This window comes from Allobosea sp. P1_B10 (genome assembly GCF_056406735.1).
Genome location: NZ_JBFTZP010000001.1, coordinates 277124 through 300000, shown reverse-complemented (window position 1 = coordinate 300000; position 22877 = coordinate 277124). Strand labels below are relative to the sequence as shown.

General features: G+C 65.8%; 21 protein-coding genes. 7 read left to right on the top strand and 14 right to left on the bottom strand.

The window, feature by feature from the left end:
• Window positions 1-7 precede the first annotated feature (7 nt).
• Together AC1D2L_RS01425 and AC1D2L_RS01420 are read left to right on the top strand one after the other, a co-directional pair.
• Window positions 8-1258, top strand: coding sequence for an NAD(P)/FAD-dependent oxidoreductase (locus AC1D2L_RS01425; RefSeq protein WP_476844029.1), 1251 nt, complete (start codon window positions 8-10; stop codon window positions 1256-1258).
• A gap of 131 nt (window positions 1259-1389) precedes the next feature.
• The gene (locus AC1D2L_RS01420) at window positions 1390-2505 is read left to right on the top strand and encodes a putative 2-aminoethylphosphonate ABC transporter ATP-binding protein (protein WP_476844028.1); all 1116 of its coding nucleotides are present in this window, start codon (window positions 1390-1392) and stop codon (window positions 2503-2505) included.
• A 22-nt stretch (window positions 2506-2527) separates the two neighbouring features.
• Here the strand turns inward: AC1D2L_RS01420 and AC1D2L_RS01415 are convergent, their stop codons facing one another.
• From AC1D2L_RS01415 to AC1D2L_RS01385, 7 genes are all read right to left on the bottom strand, one after another.
• Window positions 2528-3130 (bottom strand): alkylhydroperoxidase domain protein, encoded by a 603-nt coding sequence (locus AC1D2L_RS01415; protein WP_476844027.1) that lies wholly within the window; start codon window positions 3128-3130, stop codon window positions 2528-2530.
• Window positions 3131-3154: 24 nt separating this feature from the next.
• Entirely contained in the window at window positions 3155-3754 is a 600-nt protein-coding gene (locus AC1D2L_RS01410) for a CMD domain protein (protein ID WP_476844026.1), read from the bottom strand.
• Between the two features lie 27 nt (window positions 3755-3781).
• On the bottom strand, window positions 3782-4822 hold the full coding sequence (locus AC1D2L_RS01405) for a putative FMN-dependent luciferase-like monooxygenase (RefSeq protein WP_476844025.1): 1041 nt from the start codon (window positions 4820-4822) through the stop codon (window positions 3782-3784).
• A complete protein-coding gene (locus AC1D2L_RS01400) occupies window positions 4819-5553 on the bottom strand; it encodes an ABC transporter ATP-binding protein (RefSeq protein WP_476844024.1) in 735 nt (244 codons plus the stop codon). Before AC1D2L_RS01400 ends, AC1D2L_RS01405 begins: the two co-directional genes overlap by 4 nt.
• A gap of 8 nt (window positions 5554-5561) precedes the next feature.
• Window positions 5562-6467: an ABC transporter ATP-binding protein gene (locus AC1D2L_RS01395; RefSeq protein ID WP_476844023.1), complete on the bottom strand. Its 906-nt coding sequence runs from the start codon at window positions 6465-6467 to the stop codon at window positions 5562-5564.
• The gene (locus AC1D2L_RS01390; protein ID WP_476844022.1) at window positions 6467-8290 is read right to left on the bottom strand and encodes an ABC transporter permease; all 1824 of its coding nucleotides are present in this window, start codon (window positions 8288-8290) and stop codon (window positions 6467-6469) included. The genes AC1D2L_RS01395 and AC1D2L_RS01390 overlap by 1 nt, the downstream gene beginning before the upstream one ends.
• Before the next feature lie 128 nt (window positions 8291-8418).
• Window positions 8419-9573 carry an ABC transporter substrate-binding protein gene (locus tag AC1D2L_RS01385; RefSeq protein ID WP_476844021.1) on the bottom strand — a complete coding sequence of 385 codons (1155 nt, stop codon included), beginning with the start codon at window positions 9571-9573 and terminating at the stop codon, window positions 8419-8421.
• Between the two features lie 521 nt (window positions 9574-10094).
• On the opposite strand from AC1D2L_RS01385, the gene AC1D2L_RS01380 reads away from it, so the two are divergent.
• Both AC1D2L_RS01380 and AC1D2L_RS01375 read left to right on the top strand, forming a co-directional pair.
• Window positions 10095-10319 carry a hypothetical protein gene (locus AC1D2L_RS01380; RefSeq protein WP_476844020.1) on the top strand — a complete coding sequence of 75 codons (225 nt, stop codon included), beginning with the start codon at window positions 10095-10097 and terminating at the stop codon, window positions 10317-10319.
• The gene (locus tag AC1D2L_RS01375) at window positions 10276-11229 is read left to right on the top strand and encodes a lipase family protein (RefSeq protein WP_476844019.1); all 954 of its coding nucleotides are present in this window, start codon (window positions 10276-10278) and stop codon (window positions 11227-11229) included. Before AC1D2L_RS01380 ends, AC1D2L_RS01375 begins: the two co-directional genes overlap by 44 nt.
• Before the next feature lie 81 nt (window positions 11230-11310).
• Here AC1D2L_RS01375 and AC1D2L_RS01370 read toward each other — a convergent pair whose 3' ends face one another.
• The gene (locus AC1D2L_RS01370) at window positions 11311-12096 is read right to left on the bottom strand and encodes an alpha/beta fold hydrolase (protein WP_476844018.1); all 786 of its coding nucleotides are present in this window, start codon (window positions 12094-12096) and stop codon (window positions 11311-11313) included.
• A gap of 143 nt (window positions 12097-12239) precedes the next feature.
• Between AC1D2L_RS01370 and AC1D2L_RS01365 the strand changes: the two genes are divergently transcribed.
• The gene (locus tag AC1D2L_RS01365; RefSeq protein ID WP_476844017.1) at window positions 12240-12710 is read left to right on the top strand and encodes a MarR family winged helix-turn-helix transcriptional regulator; all 471 of its coding nucleotides are present in this window, start codon (window positions 12240-12242) and stop codon (window positions 12708-12710) included.
• A 290-nt stretch (window positions 12711-13000) separates the two neighbouring features.
• Here AC1D2L_RS01365 and AC1D2L_RS01360 read toward each other — a convergent pair whose 3' ends face one another.
• The 6 genes from AC1D2L_RS01360 to AC1D2L_RS01335 are packed head-to-tail and all read right to left on the bottom strand — an operon-like array spanning window position 13001 to window position 19312.
• Complete coding sequence (locus tag AC1D2L_RS01360) at window positions 13001-13792, bottom strand: enoyl-CoA hydratase/isomerase family protein (protein ID WP_476844016.1); 792 nt, start codon at window positions 13790-13792, stop codon at window positions 13001-13003.
• 46 nt (window positions 13793-13838) lie between these two features.
• Window positions 13839-15464 carry a class I adenylate-forming enzyme family protein gene (locus AC1D2L_RS01355; protein WP_476844015.1) on the bottom strand — a complete coding sequence of 542 codons (1626 nt, stop codon included), beginning with the start codon at window positions 15462-15464 and terminating at the stop codon, window positions 13839-13841.
• Window positions 15457-16266 (bottom strand): ABC transporter permease, encoded by an 810-nt coding sequence (locus AC1D2L_RS01350; protein ID WP_476844014.1) that lies wholly within the window; start codon window positions 16264-16266, stop codon window positions 15457-15459. Before AC1D2L_RS01350 ends, AC1D2L_RS01355 begins: the two co-directional genes overlap by 8 nt.
• On the bottom strand, window positions 16263-17099 hold the full coding sequence (locus AC1D2L_RS01345; protein WP_476844013.1) for an ABC transporter permease: 837 nt from the start codon (window positions 17097-17099) through the stop codon (window positions 16263-16265). Before AC1D2L_RS01345 ends, AC1D2L_RS01350 begins: the two co-directional genes overlap by 4 nt.
• A 22-nt stretch (window positions 17100-17121) precedes the next feature.
• Window positions 17122-18174, bottom strand: coding sequence for an ABC transporter substrate-binding protein (locus AC1D2L_RS01340; RefSeq protein WP_476844012.1), 1053 nt, complete (start codon window positions 18172-18174; stop codon window positions 17122-17124).
• Between the two features lie 40 nt (window positions 18175-18214).
• Window positions 18215-19312, bottom strand: coding sequence for an ABC transporter ATP-binding protein (locus AC1D2L_RS01335; protein ID WP_476844011.1), 1098 nt, complete (start codon window positions 19310-19312; stop codon window positions 18215-18217).
• 43 nt (window positions 19313-19355) lie between these two features.
• Between AC1D2L_RS01335 and AC1D2L_RS01330 the strand changes: the two genes are divergently transcribed.
• Window positions 19356-20081 carry a TetR/AcrR family transcriptional regulator gene (locus AC1D2L_RS01330; protein ID WP_476844010.1) on the top strand — a complete coding sequence of 242 codons (726 nt, stop codon included), beginning with the start codon at window positions 19356-19358 and terminating at the stop codon, window positions 20079-20081.
• A 70-nt stretch (window positions 20082-20151) separates the two neighbouring features.
• Window positions 20152-22800 (top strand): DNA ligase D, encoded by a 2649-nt coding sequence (gene ligD, locus AC1D2L_RS01325; protein WP_476844009.1) that lies wholly within the window; start codon window positions 20152-20154, stop codon window positions 22798-22800.
• Window positions 22801-22877 lie beyond the last annotated feature (77 nt).

The following is a 22877-nucleotide window of genomic DNA, read 5'->3' as shown; positions in this document are numbered from 1 at the left end:
TTTCGACATGCAGGCTCCCATCGACAGTGCAGATGTCGTCATCATCGGAGGTGGCCTCATCGGCACCTCCGCCGCTTACCATCTGACCAAGGCCGGCATCGGCGACGTTCTGGTGCTGGAGCGCAACGAGATCGCCAGTGGTGCCTCGGCTCGGTCGGCCGGCTGCTTCAACCACACCCGCTCCGACGCCAGCACGATCCGCATGATCAGCCGCACCCGCGAGGCGATCAGCGAAGTCGAGAACCTCCTCGGCGAATCCATCGACTTCCACAATGACGGCAGCGTCCGCGCCGTCTTCAGCGAGCCGCGCCGGCTGGAAATGCTGGCGATGGAAGAGGTCATGTGCGGCGCGGGGCTCGCCGTGCGCGAGATCGACCGCAAGGAAGCCAATGAGCGCGTGCCCTGGCTCAATGTCGACGCCTCGCTGCGCACCATCTTCGTGCCCGAGGACGGCTATGCCGATGGCGCACTGCTCGCCAGCGCCTATTCGAGGGCAGCGCGCATGGCCGGCGCCCGCGTCAAGCGCGGCGTCGAGGTCATCGGGCTTGTCGAAACCGATGGCGAGGTTATCGGCGTCAACACCGCTGCGGGGTTCATACGCGCGCGCTGGGTGGTCTGCGCCGCCGGTGTCTGGGGCGCGGCCATGGCCGCGACGCTGAATTTCGGCTTCGCCGGCGCGCCGACGCGCAGCCATTACTGGATCACGGCACCGGACGGCACCGGCTTCAAGGGCCAGCCGAATGTCCAGCTGCCGGACATGCGCGCCTATCTGCGGCCGGAGGTCGGGGGCCTGCTCGTCGGGCTGCAGGAGCCGGAATCGAAGACCTATCATCCGATGCAGCTCGAGGGCGACATGGCCCATATGAACCTGCTCGAGGAGGAATACGATCTCGACCTGCTGTTCGACCAGGCCAGTGCCCTGCGGCCGGTGGTGCCCTCGATCGACAATTGGGGCTTCGCGCACCACATCGCGGGGCTCTCCATGTACACGCCGGACGGAAAATTCGTGCTCGGCCAGCCCGAGGGAATCTCGGGTCTCGTGATCGCGGGCGGCTGCTGCGGCTCGGGGCTCGCGGCCTCCGGCGGCTTCGGCGAGGTCATCGCGAATATCATCGCGGGTTCACCGACCGAGATCGACCCGGCGATCTACAACCCCAACCGCTTTGGACCCGTCGACCCGTCGAGCCAGGCCTTCCGCGACCGCTGCGCCGCCGCCCGTTCGGGCAAGAGCCGCGGCAACCTCGCCCTGCAACACTAGGGCGGGGCCAGGCACGCGATGATGGATAGCTCGATGCGACAGGCCTTCGAACCCTGCACGCCGCTCGCCCGGAAACGGCGCGACAGCGGCCCGGACTTCACAGTACCCAGCGCCAGCGACAGGACAGACCGATGAGCATCTCTGACAGCCGTCCAGGACAGCCGGCGCCGCGCGACTATCTCGAGATCGCGGGCATTTCCAAAAGCTTCGGCAATTTCCAGGCGCTCAAGAACATCGACCTGAAGATCAGGGAAGGCGAGTTCGTCTGCTTTCTCGGCCCCTCGGGTTGCGGCAAGACGACCCTGCTGCGCGCCATCGCCGGTCTCGACCTGCAGAGTTCCGGAGCAATCCGTCAGGCGGGCAGGGACATCTCCTTCCTGCCTCCTGCACAGCGAGACTACGGCATCGTCTTCCAGTCCTACGCGCTGTTCCCGAACCTGACGATTGCCAAGAACGTGGCGTTCGGCCTCGAAAGCCTGAAGAAGCCGCAGGCGGAGGTGAAGCGTCGGGTCGAGGAGTTGCTCAATCTGGTCGGGCTCAGAGACCAGGCTGACAAGTTCCCGGCGCAGCTGTCAGGCGGCCAGCAGCAGCGCATTGCGCTTGCCCGCGCCATCGCGATCTCGCCGGGGCTTCTCCTGCTCGACGAGCCGCTTTCGGCCTTGGACGCCAAGGTTCGCGTCCATCTTCGCCATGAGATCAAGGAGTTGCAGCGTAAACTCGGGGTCACCACCGTAATGGTGACGCATGATCAGGAAGAGGCCCTGACCATGGCCGACCGGATCGTCGTGATGAACAACGGGACGATCGAGCAGGTCGGCACGCCGCTCGAGGTCTACCGCCAGCCCCGCAGCCTGTTCGTGGCCGACTTCATCGGCGAGACCAACAAGTTTCCGGTCTCGATTGCCGCCGACGGTTCAGCCCGGCTGGGGGAACTGGCGTTGCGCTGCCAGCACCACGCGCTCGCCGCCGGCAGCAAGGCGACGATCGTCGTTCGTCCCAACGACATCGCCCCGCACGGGGCGGCGAGCGAGGATGCGCGACCGGCCGATGGCGAGAATCTCATCGATGTCCGCATCGAGGCGATGGAGTTCCTGGGTTCGTTCTGGCGCACGCATCTGCGGGGTTCGCAGATCGACAGCTTGATCGCCGACTTCTCGATCAATGCCGAGCGCAGGTTGAACCTTGCGCCGGGCATGATGCTGCGCGTCGAATTGCCGAAGAACCGGATGCTGGTCTTCCCGAACTGAACGAGGGGGGCGATCCCCAGGCCTACGCCGCGAGTTCGGGCTCGCCTAGCGTGAGCATCAGGCGGTTGGCCCAGTTGAAGAACGAAGCCGAATGGATGAGGTCGGCGATGGCGAGGTCGTCGAGCCCCTGGGCGCGCAAGCTCGCTACATGCTGCGGGCCAAAGGCGATCGGCGTTGCCGTCAGCGCAACCGACGCCTCCACGATCGCATTCCAAAGCGAGCCGAGATCGGCGCCGACGCCCTCGTCGAGCAGGCGCTGGACGTCGTCATGGCGCTTCGAGAAGGTGGTGGCGAAGCGGGCATGCACCGAGGCGCAATAGATGCAGCCATTGCTGCGCGAGACCGCCGCAGCGGCCAGTTCGCGCTCGGCCCGGGGCAGCCCGCTCTTTGTGTTGTAGAAGATGTCCTTGTCGGCCAGCGTGCGCGTACGCAGGATGTCGGGATCATGCGCCAGCAGCCGGAAATAAGGGCTCTTGGCGCGGGCGATGTCGACCAATCCCTCTTTCTGGCGTTCTGTCAGCGCAGCCTCTGCCACCGGCTCGATCCAGGCGGTCCAGTCGAGATGGGCCTGGGTGAAGGCTGTGGGGGTGGTCGCGGCGGGGCGGTCGAGCGTGGTCGTGGTCATCTGCATGTCTCCGAAGCGAGCGGTTCAGGCGCTGAGCAGGCGCAGGCCATGGGCGGCGCGGATCTGGAAGGAGAGGTAGGCCACGATCTGTGAGACGGTCACGATCGCAGGCGTGCTCCAGCCCGCTGACTGCAGCGCCGCAAGCGCGGCCGCATCGGCGTCGCGTGGGTGGAAGATGAGGAGATGGGCATGGGCCAGAAGCGCTGTGAGCCGGGCTCCCAGCACGCCGATGTCGGTGCCCTCGACGGCGAAACGCGGACCGGCCACGTCCTCGCGGGACAGAGGCCCTTTGGGATAGGCGCCATAGGGCCCCGTCGTCGCGGCGAGCTCCGCTTGGCGCGCGATGACCTGCGAGAGTTGCGAGCCCTCCGGCTGCTGGCTGAGCAACCCATCGTAGTGCGCGGTCGTGGCGGCGTCGCTGTGCAGCCGGGCAATGAACGCCGCCAGCGCCAGCCGCTCGCTCTGGCTCACGCCGCCGCTGTCGCCGACGGCGAAGAGGGCCTCATAGCTCGCCTGGATGTTGAGCCGCGTGACCGGTCTCTCCTGGCGGATCTGGTCCAGCCGCGAGCCGGGGACGGTCCCGGCCAGCGTGTCGAGCACATCGGAATTGGTTTCGAGGGTCATGGGTTCAGCCTGTGCGTGAGTTACAGATCAGCGCGCGTTGGCCGCGAGCTTTATGGCGGGGGCCGCCGGGCCGCCGGCCCAGCCGAGCGCCGGCGCAACGTAGCGAGCGGTCAGCTCCAGCGAACGCAGGATCAATTCATGGGGCGGGTCGACGGAGTGGACCTGGAAAACGAGATCGGTGACGCGCTCCAGCACGCTGTCGGCCGATAGCGAGGCGATCACGTCGTCGGGCGTGCCGACATGGACATCGAAGGATTTGATCAGCTCGGGCAGGCTGTCGTCGGGCACATGATGGCCGCTGGCGATGAAGCGGTCGAGCTGGCGCCTGAGGCCGATCTCGGCATATCTCAGCGCCTCCTCGCGGTTCTCGGCGACGAACAGCGTACGCGAGCCCAGAATGCGGGGTGCGACGCCCGTCGGCAGGTTGGCAAGATAGGCGTCGACGATCGGGTGCTGGATGTCGGGCAAGGTCTGCCAGGGGCCCGAGGCGCTGCGCGGCTGGGTCCGCGACAGCATCAGCCCCGATGCGGCCTGTCCGATCCGTTCGGCACCGGCGGCCGAGAAGGTCGCCTGCCAGATGCGCTGCTCCAGCGTGCCAGCCTCGGGATAGAGCCGGTTGTTGGGGTGGCCCAGAGCCTCGCCGCGCCAGGCCGCCAGCAGCTGATCGTAGTTGCGGTTGAAGACGGCGTTGCGCTGCTCCTTGTCGATCCCGAAGGCGCGGAATGTGTCGGGAGTCGCGCCGGTGCCGAAGCCCAGTTCGAGCCGGCCCTCCGACAAGAGGTCGAGCACGGCGGTGTCCTCCGCCAAGCGGATCGGGTCCTCCATCGGCAGGATGATGATCCCCGTGCCGAGGCGAATGCGCGAGGTGCGCGCGGCGACATAGGAGAGGAAGGGCAGGGGCGAAGGCAGGCCACCCTCGTCGCGATGGAAATGGTGCTGCGCCACCCAGGCGCTGTCGAAACCGTGTCGCTCGGCATGGACGATCTGCGCCGTCGCCAGCCGATAGCGTTCGGCGGCGGGGACATCGTCGAGGATACGGCTGAAAAATCCGAGTCTTTTGGTGCTCATGCTGCTTCCGCTCCGCCGAGATAGGCGTCTCTGATTCTGGGATCGACGAGGAGTTCTGCCGCCGTCGCCTCGATCACCACACGCCCTGTCTGCAGAACATAACCACGATCGGCGATCTGCAAGGCGAGGTTTGCGTTCTGCTCGACCATGAAAATGCTGACGCCCTGGCCGTTGATGTCGCGGATCAGCGCGAGCACGCGATCCACCCAAAGCGGGGAGAGCCCCATCGTCGGCTCGTCCATGATGATGATGCGCGGCCTGGACATCAGCGCGCGCGCCATCGCCACCATCTGCTGTTCGCCGCCCGACAAGGTTCCAGCCTGCTGCTCGCTGCGCTGGGCGACGCGGGGAAACAGAGTCAGCACCCGGTCGAGGTCCTGTGCGACGCCGGCCCGGTCGTTGCGGGAGAACGCGCCCATCAGCACGTTCTCCCGCACGCTCATCGCGCCGAACAGGCGACGCGCCTCCGGCACGGTGCCGACGCCGAGACGCACGATCTGTGGCGTCGACAGGCCAAGTACCGAAGTGCCGTCGATCAGCACGTCGCCGGCCTTGGGCTTCACCAGGCCCAGTATGATCTTCATCGTCGTCGACTTGCCGCTGGCATTGCCGCCGAGCAAGCAGACGATCTCGCCGCGCTCGACCTTCAGGGATAGCCCGAAATGCGCCTGGACCGGTCCGTAGAACGTGTCGATGTCGCGCAATTCGAGGATCGGTGGGATCTGCGTCATGATGCGTCTCAGGCTGTCACGGGGAGGCGCAGCTCGGCCGGCGCGACGGGGGTGGGCGTCGGCTGAGCTGCACCGATCGTGCCGTTGCCGAGATAGGCGGCAATCACGGCGGGGTCGTTGCGCACGGCCAGGGGCTTGCCCTCGGCGATCTTCAGGCCGTCGTCGAGCACGATGACGCGGTCGGAGAGGCGCATCACCATGTCGAGCTTGTGCTCGATCAGCAGGATGGTTTGCCCGCGCGCCTTCAGTCCCGCGATGATCTCGAGCATCTCGGCGGTTTCGGTCGGGTTCATGCCGGCGGTCGGTTCGTCGAGCAGCAGCAGGCGCGGCCGGGCCGCCAGAGCGCGGGCGATCTCGACGCGCCTGCGATTGGCGTAGGACAGGCTGTGCGCGGGTTGGTCGAGGCGCGGCAGCAGCCGGTCACCAAACAGCGCGAGGATCTCGTGGACCTCGTCACGCAGCGCGGACTCCTCGGCCTTCACGCTCGGCGGACGCACCAGCGCCAGCGCCAACTCTGCCAGCGGTCCGATGATCGGCCAGCGCGGGCGCACCGCGCGCAAGCGGCCATGCGCGCCGACTAGCACATTGTCGGCGATGCTGAGATTGGCGAAGACGCGGCCGTGCTGGAAGGTTCTCGCGATGCCGGCGGCTGCGACCGCTTCGGGCGAGCGCCCGGCGATCTCCTGTCCCGCGAACGAAATCGAGCCGGCATCGGGCTTGTCGAGCGCGCTGATCAGGTTGAAAGCGGTCGTCTTGCCGGCGCCGTTGGGGCCGATGACGCTGACAAGCTCGCCCTCGAAGACCGAGAGGTCAACGCCCCCGACCGCCGTCACGCCGCCGAAGCGGCGCACGAGATTTTTGACGTCGAGCAGGGGAGCGGCGGTCAGGGGTGAGGTGTTCAGGAGCGTGGCCATCAGACGGTCCCCAACAGGCCCTGCGGCCGGAAACGTACGAGGAGGAGCAAGGCGATGCCGTAGAGCAGGATGCGGTATTCGGCAGCGACGCGGAACACTTCCGGCAACCCGATCAGGGCTACCGCCCCCAGGATGGCGCCACCGACATTGCCCATGCCGCCGAGGATCGCGATCGTCAGCGCCAGCACAGAGATCTGCGTGTTGAAGGTCTCGTGGTTGATGAAGGAGTACATATGCGCGGTGAAGGCGCCGCTGATCCCCGCGAAGAAGCCGCCGAAGGCGAAGGCCAGCCCCTTGTAGCGGTTGAGGCTGATGCCGAAAGACCGCGCCGCGATATCGTCATCGCGCATGGCGCGCATGGTCCGGCCCAGATGCGAGCTCAAGAGCCTGACCTGCAGCAAAGCGAGCGACGCCATGATCGCGAAGGCGAACCAGTAGATCGCGTTGGTGTCGTAGAGCGCATAGCCGAACAGTTCGAGCGGCGGGATGCCCGCCACCCCGATCGGCCCATGCGTCACGCTCTCCCAGTTCAGGATCACCAGCGCGACGATCTCGCCGATGCCGAGCGTGGCAATGGACACGTAATGCCCGCGCAGCCGGAAGGCGGGCGAGACCAGCAGCGTGCCGAGTCCCGCCGCCATCAGCCCGCCGGCGATGATGGTGAGCCAGACCGGAAAGCCGAAATCGGTCGCCAGCAGCGCCGAGGTGTAGCCGCCGATCGCCAGCAGCGCGGCATGGCCCAGCGAGACCTGCCCGCTGGTTCCCGCCACCAGCGTCAGGCTCAGCCCGAGCAGCGCATAGAGCCAGGCATTGGTCAGAGTCTGGATCAGATAGCCGTTGTCGATCAGCAGGGGCAGGGCGATGGCCAGCGCTGCGGCCGCAGCCAGCAGCGGTACGGGCAAGCGTATCGGTTTGCTGGGGGCGACGAAGGTGCCGGTCATCGGCTCGGGCGGAAGCTGGCGGCGGCTGGCGAAGAGACCGTTGGGCCGCAGCACAAGGATCGCGATCAGCAGCAGGAAGGCGAACAGGTTGCGATAGCTGGTGCCCAGCAACGCGACGCCATAGCTCTCGATGATCCCCAGCAGCAACGAGCCGACGATCGCGCCCGGCACATTGCCGACGCCGCCCACGACCTCCGCGACAATGCCCTTCAGCGTCGCCTCGAAGCCCATCGTCGGGGTGATGACGTTGTAATACATGCCCACCAGCACGCCGCCGACGCCGCCCAGCGCTGCCGCGATGGCAAAGACGATGCGGTTGACCTGGTCGACATCGACGCCGACGAAGCGCGCTGCGTCACGGTCGAGCGCCGTGGCGCGGATCGCCCAGCCCCATTTCGTCAGCTTCAGGAAGGCGAACAGCGAGGTGGCCGCGGTGATGCCGATGCCGCCGATTAGCAGGTCGAGCAGGCCGATGCTGCCGCCGCCGATCTCGAAGCGCCAGTTCGGCAACTGCATCGGCACGGCGCGCGGATCGGGGCTGAACAGGATCTGCACGGTCTGGTCGAGCACGAAGCTCAGGCCGATGGTCGCCAGCAGCGGCGCGATACGCGGCGCGCCCGACAAGGGCCGGATGCCGAAGCGCTCGATGGCGATGCCGAGCGCCGCGCTCAGCACAACAACCAGCGCGAGCGTCACCGGAAACGGCGTGTGCAGCACGGACACCGCAACCCAGCCGACATAGGCGCCGACCACATAGACCGAGCCATGGGCAAAGTTGATCAAGCGGCTGACACCGAAGATCAGCGCCAGACCCACCGCCAGCAGGCCGTAGATATTGCCGATGATCAAGCCGTTGATGGTGTGGTCGAACCAGGAGGTCATCGGTGTGTCTGTCTTGTCAAAAGGCGATGGTGCGAGATCGAAGCGCCGCAGCTGCGAGTTGCGGCGCTTTCAATGGGCGCTCATCCCGGACGCAGTGGAGCGGGACTCAGGCGTCCACTACGAGCCCGTCAGTTCGTCCTGACGCCGTCCCACAAGGTGAAGCGGCCATTGCGGACCACGAGCTGGACGCTCTGGGCGCCCAGGACGCGGCGCGTCTCGGGGCTAAACGTAGCCTTGCCGTAGACCACGCTGGGCACGTCCTTCACCTTGGCGAGGGTGTCGCGGATGGTGGTTCGGTCGAGGTTGGGCGCCTCGCGCAGGACCTGGCCGAAAAGCACGACGGTGTCATAGGCATAGGCGTTGAAGGCGTCGGGCTCGCGGCCGTATTTCGCCGTGAAGGCGGTCACGAAGCTCTGCACCTCGGGGCGCGGATCCTCCGGGAAGAAGCGCGCATTGGTGAACACGCCCTCCGACGCTTCGGCTCCGAGTTCGACGAACTTCGGCGAATAGATCGAGCTTGAAGCGGCAATCGGAACCGCGACGCCGGTCTGGCGCGCCTGCCGCACGATCAGGGCGCCGTCGGCATAATAGGAAACCAGAAACAGCCCGTCGGGCTTGGCGTCGCGGACCCGGACCAGGGTCGAGCGAAAATCCTTCTCGTCGGGCTGGTAACCCTCGGCGACCACGACCTCCGCGCCCAGCGACTTGGCTGTCTCGGCAAAATGATCCTTGCTGGTCCGGCCCCAGTCGGTGTTGAGGAACAGTACCGCGATGCGCTTGAAACCGAGTTTCTTGACCACGTAATTGGCGTTCAGCGGCTGCTCGTCGGCCTGGCTGACAGAGTTGCTCCAGATGAAGTCGCCGGTCTTGGTGAAGTTCGGATGCGAGTTCGTCAGGCCGAACTGGACCAGCCCGGCGCGCTGGTAGATCGGCGAGGCCGCCATGGAGGCGGGGCTGGCGAAGTCACCGAGCTCGGCGACGATGCGCTTGTCGGCCACGAATTTCTGCGCGACCGCCACCGTCTGCTTGGGGTCGCTCTGGGTGTCCTCGAAGAGGTATTTCAGCGGCCGGCCCTTGATACCGCCGGAGCCGTTGATCTGGTCGAGCGCGAGGTCAAAACCCTGTTTCCACTGCGCGCCATATTGTGCGTTGGGGCCTGTCAGCGGGCCGCTGACGCCGAGAAAGATCGGCTCGCCGGTCGGTTCCGCAGCGCTGGCTGGCAGGAGGGAGCCCAGCAGGAGGGCTGCTGTGCCAGACTGAAGTAGCGTACGACGGCTGATCATGGTGCTGCTCCACAAGGGTCGAACACGCCGCGTCGGGGCGACGAAAACCGTTCGAATTCGAAGAAATTCTGCGCCAGAGCTGGCCATGGCGTCAATGAAACGTTCTGTTAAAAGAACGATCACGCGGGGAGGATCTCTCTACGGGGCAATGCCCTCAGAAGAGGATTCCTTTCACTCCCTCCATATTGGCCGCTTCAGTTAGAAGTTTTGGTGTCGAGCGTCACGACGTGAGCGGGTAAGGCGTGGGCTGTTCGTTTTAAAAAACGGAGACCAGTTATCGATTTGAAAGCGACCTTCGCCGTGCCCCGGCCTGCCTGTTCACAGGTCGCGTCCATCCAACTCGGTTGCACCCAGTTGCATACATTGGTACGCAATTATTGGGCGTGCTGTTCTTGCTTGTTGTTGGCAGCGGCGGCGGTCCGAGGCGCAAAAAGCGCTTCCATATCAGATGCATACCTGGCTGCGAGCCGACGGCAGAACGGCAGAACGGCCGCACAGCGAGCCAGAAAAGGGGAGGTGTCATGAAAACCTTAGCAGCACTGATCATCGGCGGGAGCCTTGCGCTCGGTTCCGCAGCCGTGGCCGAGCCGAAGCTTTACGCCGGCGAAACAGCGACGACAGCGGCCGGGTTTCCCGCCGTCGCCTATTTCAGAAAGGGCGATGCCGACAAGCCGTTGGTGGTGTTCGCCGGGCGGCCACCATATGGCGCGGATAAGTTATGGCGGTCATTCCGGCGCCAAGCCTGAGGATTTCCTCGCTCATTGGCTCGGTGCGAAGGGGTACAGCTTCCTCGGCCTCTCATATCCAATCGATACGGCCGCATTCGAGGCCAAGAGCCCCGAATTCACCGCCCAGGACTGGGGCAAGCAGGTTGCCGAGGTGGCTGCGGCGAAGATCAAGGAAAACGGTCTCACGAACAAGATCGTGCTCGTCGCCTGGAGCATGGGTGGCAAGGTCGTACAGCCTGCCTATCAGGCCGCGAAGGCAGCGGGGCTTGATGTCGAGGCCGCCGTTTCGTTCGCCGCGACTCCGGGCACGCCGGGCCTGATCGCGCTCGTCTCCAAGATGAAGATGGCGCCGTCGGGATATGCCGATCGCAAGAACATCTACCCCGGCTGGCTCAAGCAGCTTGCGAAGAACAACGCCGACAATGGCGGTCGCGCGATCATCCCCGATGAGGTCTTCAAGTCAGACTATATCGGCGACATCCCGATCGGCCTGCAGGGATACGGGGAGGTTTATCGCAACGGAAAGTTCGAGGTCGATCTGCTCGCACAGACCAACGACTACGGCGCGTTTGCCTATGAGGCTTACCCGTTGGTGGTGACGTTGGAGGGCGACGACGTCGCCGATGCCCGTCACGCCATCGCAGACCGCGCCAACTGGGCCTTGTTCAACGCCAATACGATCATCGGGCGCTATGTCGCTGCCAGCAAGGTCAAGCTTGGCGATCTCAGCGAGGAAAAATGGAAGCGGCTATTGGCGTTGACGCGCGGGCTCGACGACCGCTTGTCCCTTCCGGTCGGCGGCAATCATTTCTTCTTCGTAGGCGAGGCTGGCGCGAAGACGGCTGCCGACGCCGTCGACAAGGGGGTTGCGAGAGTTCGCGAGGTCAAGGCCGAACTGGCTGATATTCTGGGTGGCAAGGTCGACTGACCGACACGAGAGGCGGCCAATCATCGAGGGCAGGCGAGACCCTAAGGTCGCCTGCCCGATCCCTGCCTGAACGCCACGGCATCACCGGGATGCAGATCCCGATATCCGAGCAGCTTCGTCGATGACGTCGGAGACCACCTGGGGCTGCGTCATGAAGACCGCATGGCTGGCTGCAACCGTGGTCACCTTGGCGCCGATGCGCTTCGCCATGGCGTGCAGCATGCGCTGGTCGAAGGCCTTGTCGTCTGTCGCGATGACCGCCCAGCTCGGACGCGACCGCCAGGCGGCCTGGGTGAGCTTCGTCTCGAAGACCGACATGTTGATAGGCACCTGCGAGTCTCGCAGGAAGGCGGCGTCAGCATCGCTGGTGTCGCCCGCAAAGCCGGCTTTGAACTTGTCCGCATTCACGTAACCGAAGCCGTCGGGCTGAACGTCGATGACGAATTCCGGGGGCGTCTGGAAGCCCGCATATTGCTGGCCGGTCGTCTCGCCGACGTCGGGCGAGAGCGCGGAGACATAGACCAGCCCCGCAACCTTCGGATTGACGCCCGCCTCCGTGATGACCGTTCCGCCCCAGGAGTGGCCCACGAGAATGGTCGGGCCGTCCTGGCGGTCCAGCGCGCGCTTGGTCGCGGCAACGTCGTCTGCGAGCGACGTCAGAGGGTTCTGGACGATCGTGACCTTGTAGCCGCGAGCCGTGAGGTTGGTGTAGACGCCGCGCCATCCGGCGCCATCGGCGAAGGCGCCATGCACCAGCACGACGTTCCGCACAGGCTGGTTCTGGGGGATCCGCTCTGCGGAGTTAGCCATGAAGGCGGCTGTGATGCCGATGGCGGCCGTCGCAGCCAGAAGGGACTTGGCGTTCATCTCGTATCTCCTTTGATATCGCGCAATTAGTTATTGCGATATGTGATTGGTAGACGCGGGCGATGCCTCTTGTCGAGCATGATATTTATCGCGATATACAATATCGCGGTTTCGTGAATGCGCCGCCTTGAGAGGAGTTGGCCGTGACAGCTGACGACACAGGCAATCCGCCGCCCCTGGACGACCAGCTCTGCTACGCGGTCTATTCGGCCGGCCTTGCGATCCAGCGGATCTACAAGCCCCTGCTCGATGAGCTGGCGCTGACCTATCCGCAGTATCTCGTGCTCAATGTCCTGTGGCGCGAGGATGGGCAGACGGTCGGCGGGATCGCCGAGCAGCTCGCCCTGGAATCGAGCACCTTGACCCCGCTCCTCAAGCGGCTCGAGGCGGCGAAGGTGATCCGGCGCTCGCGCAACCCGGACAACGAACGGCAGGTGCTGGTCACGCTCACGGACGAGGGGCACGCGCTCAGGTCCAGGGCGGGCTGTCTTGGCGTCTCGCTGCTGGCGGCCTCGGGGCAGGGGCCCGGCGAACTCGGCCAGCTCAACCATGATGTCAGGCGGTTGCGCGACGCAATCTATACCCAGATCGCCGGCTGGCGCGCGCCGGTTTGAACGTGCATCTGCGCGCCGGTCTCGCGGCGGTCGGACAGGCCGCTCAAGCTCTCCAGCGGATCGCTCGACCCCCAGGTTAGCGCTCGCCTTCATCGGCCCCTCCCGTAACGGCAGGGAGAGTTCTACCGAGGGCCGGCAAGGCCGGCCAATCATACGCGGGTATGCCGTGCCCGAACGTTAGGATGATGCCGCGATTGCGCTTCACACGTGCACGCGACAGCGAGCACGCAGGATGCCGCACAGCATTGGACCCGGGCTGTCGCTCCGCTGCTCGGGGGCGAGCGCTGCGATCAGCCCTTGCTGTAGAGGAACGGCGCCGCCGCCTCTTCGCGCAGGCCCATGCGCTGCACGCGATAGAGGTGCTTGGTGAAGGCCAGCGCATCGTTGCGCGAGAGCTCGCGCCCGCGCGCATAGGCCTCCATCTCGACGCGGACGGCGGCTGGCGGGTGGCGCGTGATCTTTTCGGCGATGCGATGTGCTTCAGTCATCAATTCGTCGGGAGCGACCACCTTGTTGACCAGCCGGTGAGACAAGGCTTCCTCGGCATCGATGGCCTCGCCCGTCAGCAGCATCCACAGGGCGACCGTATGCGGCAGTTGCAGGCCGAGCCGCGACGTACCGCCGGCCCCACCCATGCCATAGGCGATCTCGGGGAAGCCGAATTTCGCCTTGGTCGAGGCGATGCGGATATCTGTCAACGAGAGCAGGTAGATCATGCCCTGGCCGAGGCACCAGCCATTCACGGCGCCGATGATCGGCTTGAAGCGCTCGAGCGCCAGGACATCGCGGGACCAGGAAAAGTCGACCGGCTCCTCGCTCTCGTCGTGATGCGGCCAGAGATGGTCGGTCAGTTCGTCCTTGGGCGACAGACCGCTCCGGTAGGGCGTCTTGATGTCGTCGCCGGCGCAAAAGCCGCGCTCGCCCGTGCCGGTCAGGATGCCGCAACGGATCGAGGTGTCGGCGAGGAAATCCTTCAGCGCGAGGAACAGCTCCTTGTGCATCGAGGGCGTCGTTGGATTCACCGCTCCGTTGTCGATGGTGAAGACCGCGACATGGCCGTCCTTGTGATAATGCAGGGGCACGATGGCTCTTCCTTAGGCTTTGTCGGGAAATGGGTCGGCGTGTGGCTCAGGCCGGCTGCCAGGCATGCGCGAGTCGGTCATAGGCGCCGGCCCGCAGATCGGCGCGCTCGGCGACGATCATGTGCTTGGCGACCTTTTCCGAGGGCGTCTTGGGCAGGCTGTCGCGGATCTCGACGAAGCGCGGCACCTTGAACGGCGCGAGATGGCCAGCGCAGTGCTCGAGGAAGGCCGCGACAGGGAAGGACTCGCGGGCGACGCCGGGCTTGAGCACGAGGCAGGCCTTGACCTCCTGGCCGCGGTCGATGTCGGGCACCGGGATGGCCGCCGCCTCGAGGATGTCGGGCCAGCTCAGCATCACGGCCTCGACCTCGCGCGCCGCGATGTTCTCGCCCGAGCGGCGGATCATGTCCTTGATCCGGCCGACGATGTAGTGGAAGCCGCGTTCGTCGCGCCGGAACAGGTCGCCGGTGCGGAACCAGCCGCCCTCGCGAAAACTGTCGGCATTGGCCTCTGGCTTGTTCCAGTAGCCCTGCAGGATGCCGGGGCCGCGGATCCAGAGCTCGCCGATCTCCCCATCGGGAACCTCGTCGCCGTTCTCGTCGCGGATCGTCGCCTCGCGGAAGGGCGAGGGAATGCCGCAGGTGCCGCTGCCGACCATCGAGGTCGCCCCATAGGGCGTAAACAGCGCCGAGCCGACCTCGGTCATGCCAAAACTCTCGCGCGCCACGAGGTTGAAGCGCTTCTCCAGCGTGGCGTGCATCTCCCTCCGATGCCCAAAGATCGAGACCATCTTGAGCGGCAGATCGGCGTCGTCGGGCCGCTCGGGCTGCTTCATCAGGATCTGCGGGAAGATGCAGTATTCGAGCTGGTACCGCCGGACCCAGTCGAGGAAGTTGGTTCCGGACGCCTTGGCGGCGACGAACAGCGTGCCGCGCAAGCGCATCGCCATCAGCAGCAGCCATTGCGGGTCCATGTAGTAGAAGGGCTGGGCCGCGAGCACGTTCTTGACGATGCCGTTGGCCCGCATCGCTGCGACGCGAGACAGCGTCAGCCAGTAGCGGTGGCTGAGCATGCAGCCCTTTGGGAAGCCGGTGGTCCCCGAGGTGTACTGGATGTTGATGAGGTCATCGAGTTCGGGCTCGCGCTCCGGTGCAAAGCCGGACGCATCGGTTTCCGAAAGGCGCTGCCAGGATCGCGCGGGGTCGTCGGAGCCCACCACGACCGGGTTCCTGAGCGCGACGAGCCCTGCAAGCTCGGGCGCGTCGGCGATCTCCGCCAGGATCTCCGTGTCGGTGACCAGCGTCTCGGCACCGCTGTCGTTCAGGACATAGGCGACCTCGCGCGGCGTATAGCGCGCGTTGATCGGGGCCATGATCGCGCCGATACGGGCAAGCGCCAGCCAGGTCAGCGGAAAGGCCGGGATATTGGGCAGCATGACGCCGACACGGTCGCCGAAGCGGATGCCGCGGGCGGTGAAGCCGGCGGCGAGCGCCCGGGTCTTCTCCGCGATCTCGCGGTAGCTGAGCACGACACCGGCATCGAAGAAGTTGGCGGCGGGGGCATCGCCCATTTCCTGCGCGAGCCCGTCGAGATACGCGCCGAGATTGCGCACGAATGGCTCCGCCTCGATCTCGGCCCGCAGCCGCGCGGCGTCCTGCAATTCCCTATCCATGGTCCGGTTCCGTCTTGAGCCTGCGCAGATTGGCGGTGCGGGCGAATTCGGCGATGCCGAGCCCGACCATCGACATCACCACCATCACGCAGGCGGCGGCGGCGACAGTGGGGTCAAGCCTGAGGTTGAGGTCGTTCCAGATGCGCAAGGGCAGCGTCTCGAGCGCGCCGGAGACGAACAGCGTGATGATCAGGTCGTCGAAGGAGGCGAAGAAGGCGAACATCCCGCCGGCGAGTATCGAAGACCGCAGCGCCGGCACCGTCACCAGGTAGAAGGTGCGCCAGGGTCCCGCGCCAAGCACGCGCGCGGCCCGCTCGACGGTCTCGTCGAGATTGCGCAGGGCGGCGCTGACCACGACGACGACATAGGGCACCGCGACGACACTGTGTGCGAGCACAAGTACCGGCAGGCTCTCGAGCCATTTCAGCCGTGCGAACAGCATGAACATGCCGAGTGCGATGACGATGCTCGGCACGATCAACGGCGCGATCGACAGCCCGTAGAGCACCGACGAACCCGGGACGCGATGGCGCACGATCGCCAGCGCCGCAGCGGTGCCGACCGCCACGGAGATCACGGTGACCAGTGCCGCGACCTTGAAGCTGAGCCAGAGCGCGCCGCTCCACGAGGGGTCGGTGAACAGCGCACGATACCAGCGTAGCGACCATTGCTGCGGCGGGAAGCTCAGGATCTCGGACTCGTTGAGCGAGAGCGGGCCGAGAAACAGCAGCGGAAACAGCAGGAAGACGATGATCAGACCGAACCAGACGGCCAGCCCGATCTGCGTGAGGCGGCTTGTCATCTGCCGCTCCCGTAGAGGCTGCGATCCGGCACGAGCCAGCGCAGGATGGCAACCGCCGCGATCGTCGTCACGAGCAGAACCAGCGCGAGTGCCGAGGCGTTGGTCCAGTCGTTCATCTGGTGGACCTGGAGATCGATCAGGTTGGCGATGGTGCGGTTGCGGGGCCCGCCGAGCAGCGCGGGGGTGATGTAGAAGCCAAGGGACAAGATGAAGAGCAGCATCGCGGCCGCCACCAGCCCGGGTTTCGTCATCGGCAGGAAGACATGCCAGAACGCCCGCAGCGGCGAGGCCCCGAGCACGCGCGCGGCGCGCACCAAGCCGGGGTCGAGCTCGGTCATGACACCGACGAGCGTCAGGATCGCGACCGGCAGCAGGATCTGGACCATGCCCAGATGCACCGCCAGCGGCGTGAACATGAAGCGCTGCGGTCCGTCGGTCAGCCCGAGCCAGATCAGCGAGGCGTTGAGGATGCCCTCGCGCCCGAGCACCAGCGACCATGTGTAGGTTCGCACCAGCACGCTGGTCCAGAACGGCAGCAGGATCATCGCCAGCAGGATGCCCCGCCGCGACGAAGGCTGGAGCGCGATGAAGCAGGCTGCGGGATAACCCAGCACCAGACAGATCAACGTCACCGAGAGTGCCAGCTTCAGCGTGTTGAAGAAGACGATGCCGACGACCGGCGAGGTCCACAGCCAGGTCAGCCCCGCCGTGAGCCCGCCCGTGCCCGAGAACGACACCCGCATGATCTCGATGAACGGGACCACGAAGAAAATCGCAAACAGCAGGATCAGAGGCGCCGCGAGCAGCGGCGCTATCCATTGTTTCCGGATCACAGGCAGGCTCCGCTCGGCGCGATCAGGCCAACAGCCAGGCGGCCCAGCGCTCGGTCAGCTTGGGGCGGTGCTCGCTCCAGTATTCCGGGCTGAAGGTGAACTGCAGCTTGACGTTGTCGGGATGGATCGGGAGCAGCCTGGCGACATCCTCCGGCAGCTTCTCGATCAGGCCCGGCGCGAAACCGGGATAGGGCGAGTCCTTCACCAGTTCTGCGCCCTTCTCGGGGTCGAGGCGGGTCGCCATGTAGCGCATCGCCTCCTTCGGGTTCTTCGCGCCCTTCGGCACGGCCCAGTAGGAGAGCTGCAGAGCGCCGCCGTTCCAGATGATATCGACCGGCTTGCCTTCCTTCTTCAGTGGCGGAACACGGCCGTTCCAGACGGTCCCCATCACGGCCTCGCCATCGACCAGGAGCTGGACCTGCTGCGCGCCGGTCGACCACCAGGTCACGACGCTGCGCTTGATCTGGTCGAGCTTCTTGAAGGCGCGCTCGACATCGAGCGGGTAAAGCTTGTCGGCGGGCACGCCGTCGGCGAGCAGCGCGAATTCGAGGTTCTGGACTGGACTGTCCTGCAAGGCGCGGGGGCCGGGGAACGCCTTGGTGTCCCAGAAATCGGCCCAGGATTTGGGTCCCTTGCCGCCGAACTTGTCGGTGCGGTAGGCGATCACCGTCGAGAAGGTCGAGGTCACCATGCCGTATGTCTGGCGGGCGATGGGTGGCAGCTTCGAGCCGGGGTCGACGATCGACCAGTCGATCTCTGTCAGCCAGTTGTTCTTGACGCCCTCGATCATGTCGGCCCCACCCATCTCGGTGAGATCCCATTCCATGTTTCCGGTCTCGACCATGGCCTTGAGCTTCGCCAGCGAGACGGGCGCCGTCGCGCGCACGCCAATGCCGGTCTGCGCCGTGAACGGCTTCTCGTAGATGCGCTCGAGCGACTTCGCGAGGCTCCCGCCCGAGCCATTGACCGTGATCGTGACGGCTTGGGCCGAGGCCTTGCCTGCCACGCCGGGAAGCAGCAGGGCGCTGCCGCCCAGCGCGAGTTTCGTCAGGTCGCGCCGTGAAATGCCCGTCATATCCGCTCTCCCTCTTTATGTGCCCTCAGCGGGGCCTTGCTTATGCGTTCAGGAAAACCGCCTGCTCGATGCCGAAACTCAGGCTGGCGCGCTGGCCTAGCCGCAGCGGTTCACGATCGGGGCGGCGCTGTTCCTGCACCACGAGGCGACCATAGCCCTCGGCCTCGGCGACATAGCGGAAGCTGCCGCCATGGAAGGCGACATCCGTGATAGTGCAGGCGATCGCCGGGCCGTTGGGCCTGTCCGCAGCGCGCTCGAAATGCTCCGGCCGCAGGGCGACGCGGCCCGCCCAGTCGTGGCCCAGCCGCGCCGGAGGGGCCGCCGCGACAGGGTTTCCGCCGAGGCTCAGCCGTCCCGCGCTGATGCTGCCCGGCAGGAAGTTGGTCTCGCCGACAAACTGGGCCACGAAGGCATTGCGCGGATCGTCATAGATTGCGGCCGGCGTGCCGATCTGCTCGATGCGGCCATCGCTCATCACCACGATCCGGTCCGACATGGCCAGCGCCTCGTTCTGATCATGCGTGACATAGATTACCGTGCAGCCGATCCGGCGCTGGACCAGCCGGATCTCGTCCTGCATCGCCTCGCGCAGCTTGAGATCGAGCGCGCCCAGCGGCTCATCCATCAGCAGCACGCGCGGCTCGAACACCACGGCGCGCGCGAAGGCGACGCGCTGGCGCTGGCCGCCCGACAATTCATGGGGCTTGCGGCTGCCGAAGCCGCCCAGCCGGACCATCGCCAATGCCGCTTCCGCCCGTGCCCGGCGCTCGGCCTGCCCGACCCCGCGCATGCGCAGGGGAAAGGCGACATTGTCGCGCACATCCATATGCGGAAAGAGCGAGTAGCTCTGGAAGACCATGCCGACATTGCGCTTTTCGGTCGGCAACCGCGTGATCGAGACGCCGTCGATCAGCACGTCGCCCTCGCTAGCCTCGACGAAGCCCGCCAGGATGTTGAGGGCTGTCGTCTTGCCCGAGCCCGACGGGCCAAGAAACGTCACGAACTCGCCTGCCGCGATGTCGAGCGAGAACTCCCGCAGCGCATCGACTTCGCCATAGCGCTTGGCGATACCCCGGAACGCGATCGGAGCGCCTGACGGAGCGGTGGTCTGATCGCTGTGTGATATGAGTGGGTGCATGGCGTTTCTGAAACTGATATCAACGTCAGTATTGATTTGGAGCATGAGCGTGTCAAGCACGGTTCGGGAGATCGGCGAGGTTGCTTTGGAAGCGGTCGGCGCTGTCCGCGATGGGGGAGGGTTCAGCCTGCCCGAGGTCCTGAGCGCGGAACTGGAAAGCGGCCCCAAGTTGGCACGCTCGGAGGCGACGCGCCGGCGTTTCCTGATCGCGGCCGCAGAGCTGATCCAGGAATCGGGGTTCAACGACCTTAAGGTCGCCGACATCTGCAAGCGCGCCGGATTTGCTCACGGCACCTTCTATCTGCACTGGCAGGACAGACGCGGCATCGCCCATGATGTGCTCACGGCCTTCATGGAAGCCATCCGCCAGCACCGCCCTCCTCGCCAGCCAGGCCAGGACTTCTATGGCCGGCTCGTCGCGGGCCATCTCTACTATATCGATGTCTACCGCCGGAATGTCGGCCTGATGCGTTGCCAGGGCCAGCTCGCCGACCAGCTCGCCGATTTTGCCCAGATCGGCCTCCAGGCGAATGTGGCGCTTGCCCGTCGCGTCGTACGCTCCGTCGATCGCGAACTGGCGGGCGACGTCCGCGAACCCGAGCCGCAACGCCTGGCCACGGCGCTCAGCTGCATCGCGATGGTCGACAAGCTGCTTCACGAGGTTTTCGCGCGGGGCCTCGACCTGGGGCTGGACGATCGCGGCCTCGCCGAAAACCTTTCCCGGAGCTGGTACCGCGCGCTGACTGGAGGCGATGTCTCCTGCGGTTGAGGCTGCCCATGCTTCGCCGCTGGGAACATAAAAAATCCCACTGGCGTTGAGGGATCGCAGGGGACGATCCGTGACAGGCAAGCTCCAGAGCTATCGCGCCAAGCGCGACTTCAAAAAGACCAGCGAGCCGACCGACGCGGTCGCCGTGGCGGCCTCGGATCGGCTGCGCTTCGTCATCCAGAAGCACGATGCGACGCGGCTGCATTACGATCTGCGGCTCGAGCTCGACGGCGTCTTCAAATCCTGGGCCGTGACCAGGGGACCGTCGCTGGATCCGAGTGACAAGCGGCTTGCGGTCGAGGTCGAGGATCATCCGCTGGCCTATGGCGACTTCGAGGGAACGATCCCCAAGGGTGAATATGGCGGCGGTACCGTGCTGCTGTGGGACCGTGGGTTCTGGGAGCCCGAAGGCAAGCTCAGCCCGCAGCGCCAGCTCGAGAAGGGCGACCTTAAGTTCACGCTCGAGGGCGAGCGCCTGCACGGCAGCTTCGTCCTGGTGCGCATGCAGCGCGACCGGAACGGCGGCAAGCGCACCAACTGGCTCCTGATCAAGCATCGTGACGATCATTCGACCGAGGACGATGGCGAAGCGGTTCTGGAGGCAGACAGATCTGTCGCCTCGGGCCGCTCGATGGCGGCAATAGCGGCTGGGGAAGGCCGCTCGCCAAAGCCATTCATGCTGGCCCGGGACGTCCTGACGCCGGACGCAGAGTGGGATAGTCGCAAGGGCCTGGCTGCGCGGCAACGCCAGCAGCCGGCCAAGTCGACCTCAGCGCGCACCACGATGGCGACTGCGATGCCGGCTTTCGTCGAGCCGCAATTGTGCAAGAGCGTGGAACGCCCGGCCAACGGTGCCGGATGGGTGCATGAGATCAAGTTCGACGGTTACCGCATCCAGATGCGGATCGAGGCCGGCGAGGTCACGCTGAAGACCCGCAAGGGGCTGGACTGGACTGAGAAGTTCGGCGCGATCGCCAAGGCTGCGAAAGGCCTGCCCGATGCGATCATCGATGGCGAAATCGTCGCGCTCGACAGCCACGGCTCGCCCGATTTCGCGGCGCTTCAGGCTGCGCTGTCCGAGGACAGGACCGAGGATCTCGTCTTCTTTGCGTTCGACATGCTGTTCGACGCGACGACGGACCTGCGCGAGATGCCGTTGCTGCCGCGCAAGGAGCGCCTCAAGGCTTATCTCGATGAGCACGCCGACGGCGTCATCCTGCGCTATGTCGAGCATTTCGAGACCGGCGGCGATGCCGTGCTGAAATCCGCGTGCAGGATGTCCCTCGAGGGCATCGTATCGAAGGCCGTCGACGCGCCCTATGTCTCGGGACGCAGCGACAGCTGGAGGAAGGCCAAGTGCCGCGCCGGCCACGAGGTCGTCGTCGGCGGCTGGTCCACCACGGATGGCAAGTTTCGGTCGCTGCTCGTCGGCGTCAACCGCGGCTCGCATTTCGTTTATATCGGCCGCGTTGGTACCGGCTATGGCGCAGCCAAGGTCAAGGCGCTGCTGCCGCGGCTGGAAGCTGCCGCCGCGAAAGCATCGCCGTTCACAGGTGTCGGCGCTCCAAAGCGCGCGCCGGGCGTGACCTGGGTCCGGCCGGAACTGGTCGCCGAGATCGAGTTCGCGGGCTGGACAGGCGATGGCATGGTCCGCCAGGCCGCCTTCAAGGGCCTGCGCGAGGACAAGCCGGCCGAGGAGGTCGAGACGGAGCTTCCGGCCGACCCGGAGACGACCGAGACACCGCAGCCCAATCTCAAGCCCAACCCGAGGCCACAGCCGGCCCGAGCTCGGGGCCGTGCGGGGAGGGCGGAGGTCATGGGGGTCAGCATCAGCCACCTCGACAAGGCGCTCTGGCCAGATGCCGAGGATGACCGGCCCGTCACCAAGCAGGACCTCGCCGCGTATTTCGAGTCGGTCGGAGAATGGATGCTGCCGCATATCAAGGGGCGGCCCTGCTCCCTCGTTCGCGCCCCGGACGGCATCGGTGGCGAGACGTTCTTCCAGCGCCATGCGGGCATGGGTACTTCCAACCTGTTCGAGTTGGTCCGCGTGTTCGGCGACAAGAAGCCCTACCTGCAGATCGATCGCGTCGAGGCGCTGGCGGCTGCGGCCCAGGTCGGCGGCATCGAGCTCCACCCGTGGAATTGCGTTCCCGGCGATCCCGAGACGCCCGGGCGCCTGGTCTTCGATCTCGATCCCGGCCCCGGCCTGGACTTCGACGACGTGATCGCTGCCGCGACCACGATGCGCGACAGGCTCGATGCGCTGGGGCTGGCCAGCTTCTGCAAGACGACGGGAGGCAAGGGCCTGCATGTGGTCGCCCCGCTGGCCTCGGCCAAGCGTGCGACTGTCGAGTGGCCAGCAGCCAAGGATTTCGCCCGTCGCGTCTGCGCTGAATTGGCCAGCGACGAACCATCGCGCTATGTCGTCAACATGGCCAAGCGCCTGCGCAACGGGAAGATTTTCCTCGACTATCTCCGCAATGATCGCATGGCGACGGCTGTCGCACCGCTATCGCCACGAGTGCGTCCTGGCGCCCACGCGTCGATGCCGCTGACCTGGTCGCAGGTGAAGCCGGGTCTCGATCCCGCGCGCTTCACGGTCAGGACTGTCCCCGGCCTGCTCAGGAAGACCAAGGCCTGGGAGGGGTATGACGAGGCCGCCGGATCGATTGTCGATGCAATCAAGAAGCTAGGCCAGCGCAGTGAGGCGGCCTGACGGGTTGCCGCAATCTCCGGCATTGGAACGAACTGTCCTGGCGCCGCGTTCACCGGGACTGTCGGGAGGGATCTGAG

What these genes read in the sequence shown, in the direction of transcription:
- AC1D2L_RS01425 (WP_476844029.1), top strand. Translation starts at nt 8, where the DNA reads ATGCAGGCTCCCATCGACAGTGCAGATGTCGTCATCATCGGAGGTGGC.
- AC1D2L_RS01420 (WP_476844028.1), top strand. Translation starts at nt 1,390, where the DNA reads ATGAGCATCTCTGACAGCCGTCCAGGACAGCCGGCGCCGCGCGACTAT.
- AC1D2L_RS01415 (WP_476844027.1), bottom strand. Translation starts at nt 3,130, where the DNA reads ATGACCACGACCACGCTCGACCGCCCCGCCGCGACCACCCCCACAGCC.
- AC1D2L_RS01410 (WP_476844026.1), bottom strand. Translation starts at nt 3,754, where the DNA reads ATGACCCTCGAAACCAATTCCGATGTGCTCGACACGCTGGCCGGGACC.
- AC1D2L_RS01405 (WP_476844025.1), bottom strand. Translation starts at nt 4,822, where the DNA reads ATGAGCACCAAAAGACTCGGATTTTTCAGCCGTATCCTCGACGATGTC.
- AC1D2L_RS01400 (WP_476844024.1), bottom strand. Translation starts at nt 5,553, where the DNA reads ATGACGCAGATCCCACCGATCCTCGAATTGCGCGACATCGACACGTTC.
- AC1D2L_RS01395 (WP_476844023.1), bottom strand. Translation starts at nt 6,467, where the DNA reads ATGGCCACGCTCCTGAACACCTCACCCCTGACCGCCGCTCCCCTGCTC.
- AC1D2L_RS01390 (WP_476844022.1), bottom strand. Translation starts at nt 8,290, where the DNA reads ATGACCTCCTGGTTCGACCACACCATCAACGGCTTGATCATCGGCAAT.
- AC1D2L_RS01385 (WP_476844021.1), bottom strand. Translation starts at nt 9,573, where the DNA reads ATGATCAGCCGTCGTACGCTACTTCAGTCTGGCACAGCAGCCCTCCTG.
- AC1D2L_RS01380 (WP_476844020.1), top strand. Translation starts at nt 10,095, where the DNA reads ATGAAAACCTTAGCAGCACTGATCATCGGCGGGAGCCTTGCGCTCGGT.
- AC1D2L_RS01375 (WP_476844019.1), top strand. Translation starts at nt 10,276, where the DNA reads ATGGCGCGGATAAGTTATGGCGGTCATTCCGGCGCCAAGCCTGAGGAT.
- AC1D2L_RS01370 (WP_476844018.1), bottom strand. Translation starts at nt 12,096, where the DNA reads ATGAACGCCAAGTCCCTTCTGGCTGCGACGGCCGCCATCGGCATCACA.
- AC1D2L_RS01355 (WP_476844015.1), bottom strand. Translation starts at nt 15,464, where the DNA reads ATGGATAGGGAATTGCAGGACGCCGCGCGGCTGCGGGCCGAGATCGAG.
- AC1D2L_RS01350 (WP_476844014.1), bottom strand. Translation starts at nt 16,266, where the DNA reads ATGACAAGCCGCCTCACGCAGATCGGGCTGGCCGTCTGGTTCGGTCTG.
- AC1D2L_RS01340 (WP_476844012.1), bottom strand. Translation starts at nt 18,174, where the DNA reads ATGACGGGCATTTCACGGCGCGACCTGACGAAACTCGCGCTGGGCGGC.
- AC1D2L_RS01335 (WP_476844011.1), bottom strand. Translation starts at nt 19,312, where the DNA reads ATGCACCCACTCATATCACACAGCGATCAGACCACCGCTCCGTCAGGC.
- AC1D2L_RS01330 (WP_476844010.1), top strand. Translation starts at nt 19,356, where the DNA reads ATGAGCGTGTCAAGCACGGTTCGGGAGATCGGCGAGGTTGCTTTGGAA.